This is a genomic window from Agromyces sp. NSFZ (assembly GCF_056156205.1).
Genome location: NZ_CM149585.1, coordinates 2900200 through 2914944 on the forward strand (window position 1 = coordinate 2900200; position 14745 = coordinate 2914944).

General features: G+C 71.9%; 10 protein-coding genes and 1 riboswitch. Of the genes, 6 read left to right on the forward strand and 4 right to left on the reverse strand.

The window, feature by feature from the left end:
• Window positions 1–19: 19 nt before the first annotated feature.
• From gcvP to gcvT, 3 genes are all read right to left on the reverse strand, one after another.
• Window positions 20–2914, reverse strand: a complete 2895-nt coding sequence (gene gcvP / locus ACVFI9_RS13645; protein ID WP_474762758.1) for an aminomethyl-transferring glycine dehydrogenase — start codon at window positions 2912–2914, stop codon at window positions 20–22.
• A 79-nt stretch (window positions 2915–2993) separates the two neighbouring features.
• On the reverse strand, window positions 2994–3365 hold the full coding sequence (gene gcvH / locus ACVFI9_RS13650; RefSeq protein WP_474762759.1) for a glycine cleavage system protein GcvH: 372 nt from the start codon (window positions 3363–3365) through the stop codon (window positions 2994–2996).
• Window positions 3366–3412: 47 nt separating this feature from the next.
• On the reverse strand, window positions 3413–4609 hold the full coding sequence (gene gcvT, locus ACVFI9_RS13655; RefSeq protein ID WP_474762760.1) for a glycine cleavage system aminomethyltransferase GcvT: 1197 nt from the start codon (window positions 4607–4609) through the stop codon (window positions 3413–3415).
• Between the two features lie 147 nt (window positions 4610–4756).
• Window positions 4757–4863, reverse strand: a riboswitch (glycine riboswitch).
• 216 nt (window positions 4864–5079) lie between these two features.
• On the opposite strand from gcvT, the gene ACVFI9_RS13660 reads away from it, so the two are divergent.
• The 6 genes from ACVFI9_RS13660 to ACVFI9_RS13685 all read left to right on the forward strand — a co-directional run bounded on the left by ACVFI9_RS13660 (window position 5080) and on the right by ACVFI9_RS13685 (window position 12500).
• Window positions 5080–5784 (forward strand): NUDIX hydrolase, encoded by a 705-nt coding sequence (locus ACVFI9_RS13660; protein ID WP_474762761.1) that lies wholly within the window; start codon window positions 5080–5082, stop codon window positions 5782–5784.
• Window positions 5781–7136: a quinolinate synthase NadA gene (gene nadA / locus ACVFI9_RS13665; RefSeq protein ID WP_474762762.1), complete on the forward strand. Its 1356-nt coding sequence runs from the start codon at window positions 5781–5783 to the stop codon at window positions 7134–7136. The genes ACVFI9_RS13660 and nadA overlap by 4 nt, the downstream gene beginning before the upstream one ends.
• Window positions 7137–7138: 2 nt before the next feature.
• Window positions 7139–8728 (forward strand): L-aspartate oxidase, encoded by a 1590-nt coding sequence (nadB, locus tag ACVFI9_RS13670; protein WP_474762763.1) that lies wholly within the window; start codon window positions 7139–7141, stop codon window positions 8726–8728.
• Window positions 8728–9603: a carboxylating nicotinate-nucleotide diphosphorylase gene (gene nadC, locus ACVFI9_RS13675; protein ID WP_474762764.1), complete on the forward strand. Its 876-nt coding sequence runs from the start codon at window positions 8728–8730 to the stop codon at window positions 9601–9603. Before nadB ends, nadC begins: the two co-directional genes overlap by 1 nt.
• Window positions 9600–10745 carry a cysteine desulfurase family protein gene (locus ACVFI9_RS13680; protein WP_474762765.1) on the forward strand — a complete coding sequence of 382 codons (1146 nt, stop codon included), beginning with the start codon at window positions 9600–9602 and terminating at the stop codon, window positions 10743–10745. The genes nadC and ACVFI9_RS13680 overlap by 4 nt, the downstream gene beginning before the upstream one ends.
• A gap of 195 nt (window positions 10746–10940) precedes the next feature.
• Window positions 10941–12500 carry an MDR family MFS transporter gene (locus ACVFI9_RS13685; RefSeq protein ID WP_474762766.1) on the forward strand — a complete coding sequence of 520 codons (1560 nt, stop codon included), beginning with the start codon at window positions 10941–10943 and terminating at the stop codon, window positions 12498–12500.
• Window positions 12501–12584: 84 nt separating this feature from the next.
• Here the strand turns inward: ACVFI9_RS13685 and ACVFI9_RS13690 are convergent, their stop codons facing one another.
• The gene (locus tag ACVFI9_RS13690; protein WP_474762767.1) at window positions 12585–14339 is read right to left on the reverse strand and encodes a VWA domain-containing protein; all 1755 of its coding nucleotides are present in this window, start codon (window positions 14337–14339) and stop codon (window positions 12585–12587) included.
• Window positions 14340–14745: the final 406 nt, after the last annotated feature.

Below are 14745 nucleotides of genomic sequence, written 5' to 3' on the forward strand. Positions count from 1 at the left end.
ACGACGACGACGACGGGCGCTACGCGAACGCCTCGATCGGCGGGCAGGCGCACACGAGGTTGCGGTCGCCGTAGGCCTGGTCGATGCGGCGCACGGGCGCCCAGTACTTGTTGCGCACGAGCGAGTGCACGGGGTACACGGCCTGCTCGCGCGTGTACGGGTGCGTCCACTCCCCCGCGACGACCGACTCCGCCGTGTGCGGCGCATTCCGAAGCGGGTTGTCGTCGGCGGGCCACTCGCCGCGCCCGACGGCGTCGGCCTCGGCCTTGATCTGGATCATCGCCTCGACGAACCGGTCCAGCTCGGCGAGGTCCTCCGACTCGGTCGGCTCGACCATGAGCGTGCCCGCGACCGGGAACGACATGGTCGGGGCGTGGAAGCCGTAGTCGATGAGGCGTTTCGCCACGTCGTCGACCGTCACGCCGGTCGCTGCGGTGAGCGGTCGCAGGTCGAGGATGCACTCGTGCGCGACGAGCCCGTTCTCGCCCGTGTAGAGCACCGGGAAGTGGTCGCGCAGTCGCGCCGCGACGTAGTTCGCCCCGAGCACCGCGGCGGCCGTGGCCTGCTTGAGCCCCTCCGCGCCCATCATGCGCACGTAGGCCCACGAGATCGGCAGGATCGACGGGCTGCCGTACGGCGCCGCCGACACCGGGCCGCCGTCGTGCGACACGCCGCCCGCGTGATCGGCGCGCTGGGCCATCGGGTGGCCGGGCAGGTACGGCGCGAGGTGCGCCTTCGCCGCCACCGGGCCGACGCCGGGCCCACCGCCGCCGTGCGGAATGCAGAACGTCTTGTGCAGGTTGAGGTGCGAGACGTCGCCGCCGAAGTCGCCGAAGCGCGCGTACCCCAGCAGGGCGTTGAGGTTGGCGCCGTCGATGTACACCTGGCCGCCCGCGTCGTGCACCGCCCGGGTGATCTGCTTCACCTCGTGCTCGTAGACGCCGTGCGTCGAGGGGTAGGTGATCATGAGCGCGGCGAGGTCGTCGGCGTGGTCGGCGATCTTGGCCCGCAGGTCGTCGAGGTCGACGTTGCCGAGCGCGTCGGTGGCGACCACCACGACCCGCATGCCGGCGAGCACGGCGGATGCCGCGTTGGTGCCGTGCGCGCTCGACGGGATGAGGCACACGTTGCGCTCGTCGTCGCCGTTCGCCCGGTGGTATCCGCGGATCGCGAGCAGGCCCGCGAGTTCGCCCTGGCTGCCGGCGTTCGGCTGCAGCGACACGGTGTCGTAGCCGGTGACCTCGGCGAGCCAGGTCTCGAGCTGTTCGATGAGCCCGAGCGTGCCGACCACGTCGGCCTCGGGCGCGAACGGGTGCAGGTTCGCGAACTCGGGCCAGGTCACCGACTGCATCTCGGTCGCCGCGTTGAGCTTCATCGTGCAGGAGCCGAGCGGGATCATGCCGCGGTCGAGCGCGTAGTCGCGGTCGGCCAGCTGCTTGAGGTACCGCATCATCTGCGTCTCGGACTGGTGCGTGTTGAACACCGGGTGCTCGAGGTACGGGCTCGTGCGGCGCAGGCCGTCGGGCAGCGCGTTCGGCATCGAGCCGCTGCCCGCGCGGAACGGCGCGCCATCCTCGCCGAACGCGCGTACGACGGCCTGCAGGTCCTCCCAGGTCGTCGTCTCGTCGACCGCGACCTGCACGGTCGCCTCGTCGACCTCCCAGAGGTTGAGGCCGAGCCCGCGGGCGCGCTCCACGACGTTCCGCGCGCGCCCCGGCACGTGCACCCGGATCGTGTCGAAGAACGCGTCGTGCACGAGCTCCTGCCCGTTCTCGGCGAGCCATCCGGCGAGCGCCGTCGCCTTCGCCGCGGTCGTGACGGCGATGTGACGGATGCCCCGGGGCCCGTGGTACACCGCGTACATGGCGGCCATGACGGCGAGCAGCACCTGCGCCGTGCAGATGTTCGAGGTCGCCTTCTCGCGGCGGATGTGCTGCTCACGGGCCTGCAGGCTGAGGCGGTAGGCGGGGTGACCCGCGGCGTCCTGCGAGACGCCGACGAGACGACCCGGCATCTGCCGCTCGAGGCCCTTGCGCACGGCCATGTAGCCCGCGTGCGGGCCACCGAAGCCCATGGGCACGCCGAATCGCTGCGACGTGCCGACCGCGACATCCGCCCCCAGCTCGCCGGGGCTCGTCACGAGCGCCAGCGCGAGCAGGTCGGCGGCGACGACCGCGACCGCCCCCTGCTCCTTCGAGGCGGCGATGACGGATGCCGGGTTCCAGACGCGGCCCGACGCACCCGGGTACTGCACGAAGATGCCGAAGTGCTCGCCGAGGGCGGCCACGTCGGTGCTCTCGTCGAGGTCGGCGACGACGAGCTCGATCCCGACGGCGGCGGCGCGCGACGCGAGCAGCGCGTGCGTCTGCGGGAGCGCGTCGGCGTCGACCACGAAGCGGTTCGAGCTCGACTTCGAGCCGCGGCGGGCGAGGAGCATCCCCTCGACGACCGCGGTGCCCTCGTCGAGCATCGACGCGTTCGCCGTGTCGAGTCCCGTGAGGTCGGCGACCATCGTCTGGAAGTTGATGAGCGCCTCGAGCCGCCCCTGCGAGATCTCGGGCTGGTACGGCGTGTACGCGGTGTACCAGCTCGGGTTCTCGAGCACGTTCCGCTGGATCACCGCGGGCGTGATCGTGCCCGAGTAGCCGAGTCCGATCATCGACGTGCGCACCGTGTTCGCGTCGGCGAGCGCGCGGAGTTCGGCGATCGCCTCGCGCTCGGTCGCCGCGGCCGGGATCGCCGAGTCGACGACCTCGCCCATGCGGATCGCGGTCGGCACGGCGGCGGTCATGAGCGCGTCGAGCGAGTCGTAGCCGAGCGCCGCGAGCATCCACTCGTGGTCGTGCGGCGTCGTGCCGATGTGCCGCCGCCCGAAGGCGTCGACGTCGAAGGCCGAGGAGGTGCTGAGGGTCATGGTGTTCCTTGGGGTCGCTGGTCGAGGGGCGGGCGCAGCCCGCGTCTCGAGACCGGGGTGCGAGAGCGGTCTGTTCGGCCTATTCGCCCGTGAGGGCGCGGTACTCGTCGTGCGAGAGGAGCTTCGGCAGGTCGGCGGCCGTGACCTTGATGAGCCAGCCCTCTCCGAACGGGTCGCTGTTCACGAGCTCGGGCGAGTCGATCACGGCCTGGTTCGCCTCGACGACCTCGCCGTCGACGGGGGCGAAGAGCTCGCCGACGGACTTCGTCGACTCGATCTCGCCGACGACGCTCCCCGCGGTGATCCTGGTGCCCGCGGCGGGCAGGTCGACGTAGACGACGTCGCCGAGCTTCTCGGCGGCGTAGTCGGTGATCCCGATCGTCACGGAGTCGCCGTCGCGGCGCACCCACTCGTGTTCCTCGGTGTACTGCAGGGTGGTCTGGTCGGTCATGCTTCTCTCCTCGGTCATTCGGTGTGCTGCGTCGCTGCGGTGCTGGGTCAGGTGGTGCGCCGGTAGAACGGCGGCTTGACGACGGAAGCCGCGACGCGCGTGCCACGGACGTCGACGTACAGGCCACGGCCCGTCTCCGCGGCATCCGGAGCGACGAACGCCATGGCGACGGGGTGCCCGAGCGTCGGCGAGAGGGCACCGCTCGTGACCTCGCCGACCCGGCGCGCGCCGTCGCCGTCGCCGTCGAACACCGCGTATCCGGCGCGCGGTGCGCGGCGGCCCGATGCTTCGAGGCCGACCAGCACCGGGGCATCCGCTGCCGGTCCCTGCTCGACGGCGGCACGGCCGACGAAGTCATCGGGCTTGTCGAGGGCCACGACGCGGCCGAGACCGGCCTGCACGGGCTGGATGTCGCGACTCAGCTCGTGCCCGTAGAGCGGCATGCCGGCTTCGAGGCGGAGGGTGTCGCGACTCGCGAGTCCGCACGGCACCACGCGGGGGCCGCCCGTCTCGCGGAGGGCCTCCCAGAGGCGCGTGGCCCGGTCGGGTGCGAGGTAGAGCTCGAAGCCGTCCTCGCCCGTGTAGCCGGTGCGCGCGATGAGCACGGGCTCGCCCTCGAACGTCGCGGGGAACGCGCGGTAGTACCCGAGCGCGTCGAGGCGCACGTCGAAGTCCTCCTCGTCGTTGCCGGGTCCGTCGACGCCGAATCCGGGCGTCTCGAGGATGACCGCGCGCGCGTCGGGTCCCTGCAGCGCGATGAGCGCGATGTCGCGGCTCTCGTCGGCGACGAACGTGTCGAAGCCCTCGGCGCGTGCGCGCAGCTCGTCGGCGACGACCGACGCGTTGGCGGCGTTCGCGACCACCATGTAGCGGTCCTCGCCCGTGCGGTAGACGACGAGGTCGTCGATGATGCCGCCGTCGGCGGCGAGGAGCAGCGAGTACTTCGCCTGCCCGATCGCGATGGCCGAGAGGCGTCCGGCCAGCGCGTGGTCGAGGGCGGCCGCGGAGCCCGGGCCGAGGAGGACGATCTCGCCCATGTGCGAGAGGTCGAAGATCCCGGAGTGCGTGCGCACCGCGTGGTGCTCGGCGAGGTCGCTCGAGTAGCGCACGGGCATCTGCCATCCGGCGAAGTCGGTGAAGCTCGCGCCGGCGGCGCGGTGCACCGCGTCGAGCGGGCTGCGTCGTTCGGGTTCGGTGGTACCGGGCTCGTCGGTGCCAGGGGCAGTGGTGCCGGAATCGGTCACGGAGTTCTCCAGAGTCGCGTGGGCGGTCGGCGGATGCCGCTGGGAACTCCCCCTCTGTCGTGGGCCTGAGAGATTCACGCGATCGCTCGCGCTTTCACCGTCGGCGGGACGTGGGCGGGAATCGCCCGATCCGCTTTCCAGAGCGGCCTCGTCATCGCGGTGTAGGTGACCTGAGAGATTGGCGGGGAGGCTTGCTCCTTCGGTGCCGGCCGGTGCTGCTGCTGCAGACCTTGCGGCTCTCCCGCGACGCGTCGATGGCCCGGTATGAGGTTGTACGGCTGATCCTAGCCGACGCGGCCCGCGGCCGCTGCAACCCCGTGCCCGCAGGTCGGCCGACCCGGGGCTCGCGGTGCATCGGCCCGGAGCGCCCGTCACGGTTTTGGCGTTCTGGTCAGAGTGACTGTAAGCTGAGCCCAGCACACTTCGAGTCATACTGACTCTAAGCCGTACCGAGAGACCGAGGTAGCCGGATGCCGCAGCCGCACGAGCGCCCAGCACGTCTCGCCGTGTCCACCGTGATCTTCGCCCTGCGACCCGACCACGCGGGTCGGCCCGTGCTCTGGACGCCGCTCGTGCGCCGCACGCGCGAGCCGCAGCGCGGATCCTGGGCGCTGCCGGGCGGCTGGCTGCCGCCGAACGAGGAGCTCGAGGTCGCCGCCGCCCGCACCCTGCGCGCCACCACCGGGCTCGCGCCGAAGTACCTCGAGCAGCTCTACACCTTCGGGCAGGTCGACCGCTCCCCCGACGCCCGTGTCGTGTCGGTCGTGTACTGGGCGCTCGTGCAGAGCGACGAGGCCGCGCGCGCGACCGCCGGCCCGAACGTGCGCTGGGTACCCGCCGACACGCTGCCGGCGCTCGCGTTCGACCACAACCGCATCATCGAGTACGCGCTCTGGCGCCTCCGCAACAAGGTCGAGTACGCGGAGATCGCGCACGCGTTCCTCGGCGAGACGTTCACGCTCGCCGAACTCCGCGAGGTGTACGAGGCGGTGCTGCAGCGCGGCCTCGACCCGGCCAACTTCCGGCGCCAGATGATCGCGTCCGGCCGCCTCCGCGAGACCGGCGAGCGCCTCGCCGGAGCGCCCCACCGCCCCCCGAAGCTCTACCGCTACGACACCTCCGCCGTGACGGCCGAGTCCCGCGAACCGTTCATGAGAGAGAGGCCAGCGTCATGAGCACCCCCACCATCCCCACCCGCGCCGCGGCATCCGTCGACCGCGCGATCCAGCTGATCACGAATGGCGCGACCGGGGGCAGCACGTGCACGCCCGACCTCGCGAAGGGTCCGTGGGAGTTCGACGCCGGACCCGCCGGCTACGGCCCCGGATCCTCGATGGGCGACGTGATCCCCACCGGCTCGCCGCGACAGGGAACGCTGCCCGCCGAGTACCGCGAGGCCGGCGACGAGGAGCTGCACGCGCGCATCCGGGCCGCGAAGGCGACCCTCGGCGACCGGGTCGTGGTGCTCGGCCACTTCTACCAGCGCGACGAGGTCGTCGAGCACGCCGACTTCACGGGCGACTCGTTCCAGCTCGCGAACGCCGCGAAGGGGCGGCCGGATGCCGAGGCGATCGTGTTCTGCGGCGTGCACTTCATGGCCGAGACCGCCGACCTGCTGTCGAGTCCCGGGCAGGCGGTCATCCTGCCGAACCTCGCCGCGGGCTGCTCGATGGCCGACATGGCCGACGAGTCGAGCGTCGAGGAGGCATGGGAGCAGCTCGAGGAGGTCTACGGCGACCTGTCGACGCCGGGCCCAGACGGCCGCGTCCCGGTCATCCCGGTCACGTACATGAACTCGTCGGCCGCCCTGAAGGGATTCGTGGGTCGCAACGGCGGCATCGTGTGCACGTCCTCGAACGCGAAGACCGTGCTCGAGTGGGCGTTCGAGCGCGGCGAGCGCGTGCTGTTCTTCCCCGACCAGCACCTCGGCCGCAACACCGCGAAGGCCATGGGCGTGTCGCTCGAGCAGATGCCGATGTGGAACCCCCGCAAGCCGCTCGGTGGCAACACCATCGACGAGCTCGCCGACGCCCGGGTCATCCTGTGGCACGGCTTCTGCTCGGTGCACAAGCGCTTCACGGTCGACCAGATCACCGCCGCGCGTGCACAGTACCCCGACGTGCAGGTCATCGTGCACCCCGAGTGCCCCATGCCCGTCGTCGACGCAGCGGATGCCTCGGGCTCGACCGATTTCATCGTCAAGGCCATCCAGGCGGCGCCAGCCGGCTCGACGTTCGCGATCGGCACCGAGATCAACCTCGTGCAGCGCCTCGCCGCGGAGCATCCCGAGCACACCATCTTCTGCCTCGACCCGGTCGTGTGCCCGTGCTCGACGATGTACCGCATCCACCCCGGCTACCTCGCCTGGGTGCTCGAGGAACTCGTCGCCGGTCGCGTCGTGAACCGCATCGAGGTGGCCGACGAGGTGGCCGACCCGGCTCGCCTCGCCCTCGAGCGGATGCTCGCGGCGAAGCCTCCTGCGGCCGCGGCGGGCGCGCCCGCTGCGGGCTCGACCAGGGCGGCCTGACCATGGTGCACGTCCTCGTCGTCGGCGGCGGCATCGCCGGGCTCTGGACGGCGGTGAAGGCCGCCGATGCGGGGCACACGGTCGAGCTCGTCACGAAGACGGTGCTCGCCGACGGCAACACGCGCCACGCGCAGGGCGGCATCGCCGCGGCGCTCTTCCCCGACGACTCCGTCGAGCGCCACCACGACGACACCATCGCCGCCGGGGCGGGCCTCGCCGACCCCGCGGCGGTGCGAGTGCTCGTCGACGAGGGCCCCGCGCGGGTGCGGGACCTCATCCGGTTCGGCGTGGAGTTCGACCGCGGCGAGTCCGGGCTCGAGCGCGGGCTCGAGGCGGCGCACTCGCGCGCTCGCATCCTGCACGCGGGCGGCGACGCGACGGGTGCCGCGATCGAGGCCGCGCTCGTCGCGACCGTGCGGCGTCGAGCCGTGCGCATCGACGAGGAGACGATGCTCGCCGACCTCGTGGTCGAGGGCGGCCGCGTGGTCGGGGCTCGTCTGCTCGCGGCATCCGGAGCCATGACCGAGCGACGCGCCGACGCCGTCGTGCTCGCGACCGGCGGAAGCGGATGCCTCTACACCCACACGACCAATCCGACGGTCGCCACCGGTGACGGCGTCGCGGCCGCGTGGCGGGCCGGCGCAGCCGTGGCCGACCTCGAGTTCGTGCAGTTCCACCCGACCGCGCTCGATGCTCCGGGCACGCCGCTCATCTCGGAGGCCGTGCGCGGCGAGGGCGCGCTGCTCGTCGACCGCGACGGCGAGCGCTTCTTGCTCGAGGTGGATCCGCGCGGCGAGCTGGCCCCGCGCGACGTCGTCGCGCGCGCCGTGTGGCGACGCATGGCCGAGCAGGGCGGCGAGCCGGTGTTCCTCGACGCGACCGGGCTCGGTGCCGAGTTCCTGGCGCAGCGGTTCCCGAGCCTCGACGCGGCGTGTCGCGAGGCCGGATTCGACTGGTCTGCCGGACCCGTGCCGATCACGCCCGCGGCGCACTACGCCATGGGCGGCGTGGTGACCGACCTCGACGGGCGCACCACGCTGCCCGGACTCTTCGCGGTCGGCGAGACGGCCCGCACGGGCGTGCACGGCGCGAACCGGCTGGCGTCGAACTCGCTCCTCGAGGCGGCGGTGTTCGCCGACCGGGCGGTGCGCGCCCTGGGCGCTCCATCGCCCGCTCGCGCACAGGACGGCGGATATACGATCGGACGCGCCGGAGCGGGAGCCTCGGTCCGCGGGGTGTCGGATCGTATATCCGCAACACCGAGCAGCGCGGGCGCGGGCACCGGTGTCGTCGACCGCGGCGAGCTGCAGCGCCTCATGTGGGAGCACGTCGGGCTCGAGCGCGACGAGGCCGGCCTCGTCGCGGCATCCGCTCGGCTCAGCGACTGGCGCGCTCATGAAGTGCGCGACCGCCGCACCGCCGAGGACCGCAACCTGCTCGACCTCGCCCGGCTCACGGTCGCGGCCGCGCTGGCACGCACCGAGAGCCGCGGGGCGCATTTCCGCACCGACGACCCGGCGATCGACCTCGTGACCGCCGAGCCCGTGACCGCCGAGCCCGTGACCGCCGGCGCTGCGAAGGCGGCCGCCTGATGACCGACGTCCGCGAGATCGACCGCATCGTCGCCGCCGCCCTCGACGAGGACGCCCCATGGGGCGACCTCACGAGCGAGACGCTCATCCCCGCGGCAGCGACGGCGACCGCCGAGCTCGTCGCGCGCGAGCCGGGGGTCGTGAGCGGCATCGAGGTGTTCGCGGCGGCGTTCCGCCTCGTCGACCCGCGCATCGAGGTGCAGCGGCTCGCCGCCGACGGCGACCGGTTCGGGGCGGGCGACGTGCTCGCTCGCGTGCAGGGCCCGGCCCGTGGCATCCTCACCGCGGAGCGGGTGGCGCTCAACCTGCTCCAGCGCATGTCGGGCATCGCCACGCTCACCGCACGCTACGTCGACGCCGTGGCGGGCAACCGCGCCCGCATCGTCGACACCCGCAAGACCACGCCGGGACTGCGAAGCCTCGAGCGCCAGGCCGTGCGCGACGGCGGCGGGCGCAACCATCGTCGCTCGCTCTCCGACGCCGTCATGGCCAAGGACAACCACCTCACCGTGCTCACCGCGGGCGGCCGCGACCTCGCGACGGCGCTCCGCGAGGCGCGCGAGCGGATGCCGCACACCGCCCATCTCGAGGTCGAGGTCGACCGGCTCGACCAGCTCGACGCGGTGCTCGCCGGCGGGGCCGACACGATCATGCTCGACAACTTCAGCCTCGACGACCTGCGGGCGGGCGTCGCGCGCATCGCCGGACGGGCCGTGGTCGAGGCATCCGGCGGCGTCTCGCTCGACACGGTCGGCGCGATCGCCGCCACCGGCGTCGACGTGATCTCGGTCGGCGCGCTCACGCACTCGGCCCGCGCCCTCGACCTCGGGCTCGACGTCGTGATCGAGGCGCCGGCCCCAGGAGGCGGCACGTGATCTTCCTCGACCATGCCGCGACGACTCCCGTGCGACGGGAGGCGCTCGAGGCGATGTGGCCGTTCCTCACCAACGCGTTCGGCAACCCCTCGAGCCATCACGGGCTCGGCGAGGAGGCGGCCCGTGCCCTCGACGCGGCCCGCGCCGACGTGGCGGCGGTCATCGGATGCCGCGCCGGCGACGTGGTGTTCACGAGCGGCGGCACCGAGGCCGACAACCTCGCGATCAAGGGCATCGCGCTCGCGAACCCGCGCGGCCGGCACCTCGTGGTGTCGCCCATCGAGCACGAGGCGGTGCTCGAGTCGGTCGATCACCTCGCGCGACTGCACGGGTTCGAGGTCTCGTTCGTCGACGTCGACGAGCACGGGCTCGTGCAGCCCGAGGCGCTGGCCCGGGTCATCCGTGCCGACACGACGCTCGTGTCGGTGCAGCTCGCCAACAACGAGATCGGCACCGTGCAGCCCATCGCCGAGCTCGCGGCCGTCGCGCACGCGTCGGGCGCGGCGATGCACACCGACGCGGTGCAGGCGGCCGGCTGGCTCCCGCTCTCGCTCGACGCGCTCGGCGTCGACGCGATGTCGCTCGCCGGCCACAAGGTCGGCGCACCGAAGGGCACCGGCGCCCTCATCGTGCGCGGCCGCATCCCGCTCGAGCCGGTGCTGCACGGCGGCGGGCAGGAGCGCGGTCGCCGGTCGGGCACGGAGAACGTCGCCGGCGCCCTGGCGTTCGCGACGGCCCTGCGCCTCGCGGAGGCCGGGCGAACGGATGCCGCAGCCCGCGTCGGCGCCCTCGCCGCCGAGCTCGTGGCGCGCGTCACCGCCGACGTGCCGTGGGCGCGCCTCACGGGCGACCCCGTGCGTCGGCTGCCGGGCACCGTCTCCTTCGTCTTCCCCGGCACGAGCGGCGAGGCCGTGCTGCTCGAACTCGAGCGGCAGGGCGTCATCTGCTCGAGCGGATCCGCGTGCGCCGCGGGCAGCGACGAGCCGTCGCACGTGCTCACCGCCATCGGCGTGCCGGCCGAGGTCGCGCAGACGGCGGTGCGCTTCACCCTCGGCTCCGAGACGACCGCCGAGGACATCGATGAGGCCGCGGCATCCGTCGCCCGTGCCGTGTCGGTGGTGCGCGCTATCGTCGCACCATGATCGATCCAACCGTCATTCCGTCCGACGACGAGCCCGTCGACACCGAGTAGCACCGGCACGACCTCTCGCCTCGGCCCCGCGGTTTCCATACATTCCGATCCTTCTCCCGATCTGGGAATACTCCGCCGATCGGGGCCGGTTGACCCACGTATTCGACGCTCTTCCCCGGCGCCCACCCGCGCCGATCCCGATTGGATGCATTCCTTGACCGAACGCACCGCTCCCGACCTCGATGACCTCGCCGCGCAGACCCGCGACGAGCAGCCTCACGAACACTCCGACGCCGAGGCGCTGCACGGAGCCCGGAACAACCGGGTCATCTGGCTGCTGCTCGCCGCCACCTTCGTCGTCTTCCTGAACGAGACGATCATGGGCGTGGCGATCCCCCACCTCGTCGACGACCTCGACATCACGCTGTCGGCCGCGCAGTGGCTGACCACCGCGTTCATGCTCACCATGGCCGTGGTCATCCCGATCACGGGCTTCCTGCTGCAGCGGTTCGCGACCCGGCCGATGTTCATCACGGCCATGAGCCTGTTCTCGACGGGCACGCTCATCGCGGCCCTCGCGCCCGGCTTCGAAGTGCTGCTGCTCGCCCGTGTGGTGCAGGCGACGGGCACCGCGATCATGATGCCGCTGCTCATGACGACCCTCATGACCCTCGTGCTTCCGTCCGACCGCGGGCGCATCATGGGCCGCGTCTCCATCGTGATGTCCGTCGCGCCCGCCATCGGGCCGACGATCTCGGGCCTGATCCTGAACTTCCTGTCGTGGCGGTTCATGTTCTGGCTCGTGCTCCCCATCGCCCTCGTGATGCTCGTCATCGGCTACCGCCGAGTCGAGAACGTCAGCGAGACGCGCGTCATCCCGATCGACGTCTTCTCCATCGTGCTCTCGGCGTTCGGCTTCGGCGGCCTGGTCTACGGCCTGAGCCTCGTCGGCGGCGTCGCGAGCGGCACCGACGTGGCCTCAGCTCCCCAGATGTGGATCGCGCTCGCGGTGGGGGCGTTGGGCGTGGCGGCGTTCATCGTGCGCCAGCTCATCCTGCAGCGACACGATCGAGCGCTGCTCGACCTGCGCACGTTCAAGACTCGCAACTTCGCGGTCTCGGTCGGGCTCATGACGGTGATGATGGCGGCACTCTTCGGCACCATCATCCTGCTGCCGGTCTACCTGCAGGACGTCCTGCACCTCGAGCCGGTCTACACCGGCCTGCTGCTTCTGCCGGGCGGCCTGATCATGGGACTCCTCGGCCCGCGGGTCGGTCGTCTCTACGACCGCTTCGGGCCGACCCCGCTACTGGTGCCCGGCTCGATCGTGGTGAGCGGCGTGCTGTGGTCGCTGACGCTCGTGACCGAGCAGACCTCGCCATGGATGCTGCTCGCCGCCCATGTGGCGCTCTCGACCGGACTCGCCTTCATGTTCACGCCGCTGTTCACGTCGGCGCTCGGGTCGATCGAGCCGCGCTTCTACTCGCACGGCTCGGCCACCGTCGGCACGATCCAGCAGGTGGCGGGTGCCGCGGGCACGGCGCTCTTCATCACGGTCATGACGTCGCAGGCCGCACGTCTCGCGACGACCGGCGCGACGGCCGAGGTTGCGGCCTCGTCCGGCATCCGCAGCGCGTTCATGGTCGGCGCGATCCTGTCGCTCCTCGCGATCGTCGGTGCGTTCTTCGTGCGGAAGCCCGCCGACATGATGCCCGGAGCCCACGTCGAGCACACCGCCGAGGCCGACGTCGCCGACACCGTGTGACGACCCGGTCGGGTTTCGGCCCGGTACTCCCCGCCTGATCGAACGGGCCCGGCACGACGCCGGGCCCGTTCGCCGTTCGGTACGTCAGCCGCAGTTCGGGCGGCAGGTGCGCTGCGACAGGGCGTCGACGAGCACGGTACCCAGATCCTCGGGCTTGGAGGCCGAGTAGGCGGCCCCCTTGGTCGCCTGCGCGATGCGCTGCATCGCGGCGAGGTCGGTGTCGGGGCCGAACCCGATCATGATGACCGCCACCGGCCTGGCGGGGTCGTTCGTGCGCTCGAGTTCCGCGAGCAGGGTCTCGAGATCGATGCCGTTCTCGTCCTCGTTCTTGCCGTCGGTGATGACGAGCACGGTGTTGACCTTCTCGGGGTCGTACGACTCCCGAACCCGCTGCACGGCGGCCAGGGTCGTGTCGTAGAGCCCCGTGGCACCTCCGAGGCGTCCGGGCAGCGACTGGATGATTCCGGCGATCTGCTGCTTGTGGGCGAGGTCGGCGAGCGGCGCGATCGGCGACACGTCCTCGTAGTCGACGTCGCCGTTGCGGGCGGTCGAGAAGAGCCAGACGCCGAGCTCGACCTCGCCAGAGAACTTCTCCATGGCGCCGACGGCCGCCTGCTGGAAGATGTCGATGCGCCGAAGGCCGTTCTCGGCGGGTTCCTCCATGGAGCCCGAGACGTCGATGACGGCGAGCATGCGCGAACGCAGCGTGAGGACGCCCCATGCGCGCAGGATCTCGAGCTGGGCGGCCGCGTCGGGCTTCGCCTCCTGCGCGGGCGGCGCCTCGGCGGCGAGCCCCGGCACGTCGAGGGAGCCGGTGCCGTCCGGGCCGCGGAATCCGACGGCGGCCAGCGATTCGGCGCCGTCGCGAACGGATGCCTCGAAGGCATCGACCAGTTCGGCGCGCGACGGGATGTCGGCGGCGTCCGCGTCATCTGCCGCATCGGCCGCGTCGGCGGCATCGGCCGCTTCGTCCGCGGCATCGGACTCGTCGTCCCCGGCGGCCTTCGGCAGGCGCACGAACGGGTAGTCGAGGAGCACGGTGCCGTCGGACGGGTAGGCGGCCACGAGCGTCTCGGCGGGCGCTTCGAGGTTGTAGGCCGCCACCTGGGCCTCGGTGGTGACGACGACACTCGGCTGCTGCGCCGCGGACAACGACCCGATCGCCGCACCGGTCGACGCCGGAATCGACTTGCCCAGCTCGATCATGGCACCCGCGAACTGGCGGGGATCGTCGGGCGAGGAGTGCGCGCGCAGCGCGAGGAGCCCGGCGAGGCTCGCTGAGGACGCCTCGGGGTCGGGCAGGATCGTCGGCAGCGTGCCCGAGAGCACGCGTGCCCAGGTCACCGGCTCCACCGCGATCTCGGCCGCGCGCGCCGCGGGAGCGGCCAGCACGACGGGAGTCGTCGCGACGGGTTCGCCCACCTGCACGTCGGGCGTGCTCTGTCCGAGCGAGGACGCGGTGGCGGCGGTGCGGTCGAGCCAGACGCTCGACTCGGGCACCCAGACGTCGGCGTTCAACGTGCCTGAGGCGAGGACGGCCGCGGTGTCGGCCGAATCCTGCGCCTTCACGATGGTCTCGACGCACTGCTCCGGAGCGGCGTCGAAGTCCTCCGCGATCTCGGTGAGTGCCGGAGCGATCGAGGTATCTGCCACGACGACGAGTTGCTGGGGTTCGACACAGCCGGCTTCCGCCGAGGCGAAGAGCGGATTCAGGTGACCGCCCACCCAGAGATACACCCCGGTGGCGATGACACTGACGACGGCGAGCGCAGCGATAGCGGACAGGATGAGCGCACGGCCCGGCTTCTTCGCCGGCGCCTTGGTGCTGTGACGCCCCACGGACACTCCAAGCCCGACGACGCCGTGGCCTCGCCGATTCCCAAGAGAACGGGTTCCCCCGTTCCGGGGGAAGGATTTCCCCAGTGTAGGCGACCGGCATCGCAACACGAATTCCGGCACGCATGCACGCGTCCGGCACGCTCGCACAGGCGCGGCGTCCGTAGTCGGCCAGGAGGGCGCAGCGGCGGCAGAGACGATGCAGCAGGGGGGAACGCAGCGGAGGCAGAAATGATGCGGGTCGGATGACCCCCAGTCATCCGACCCGCTCCCCCGCCCTGGACGTCGACCCCTCAGTCGACGCGCAGGCGCTTGTGAAACTCTCCGACCGGCCCGCCACTCTGGTGTTCCCCATCTCGTCGTGGTGTGCCGTCCGTAGATACAACGGTAGACGGGCGCGTTGCCCGAC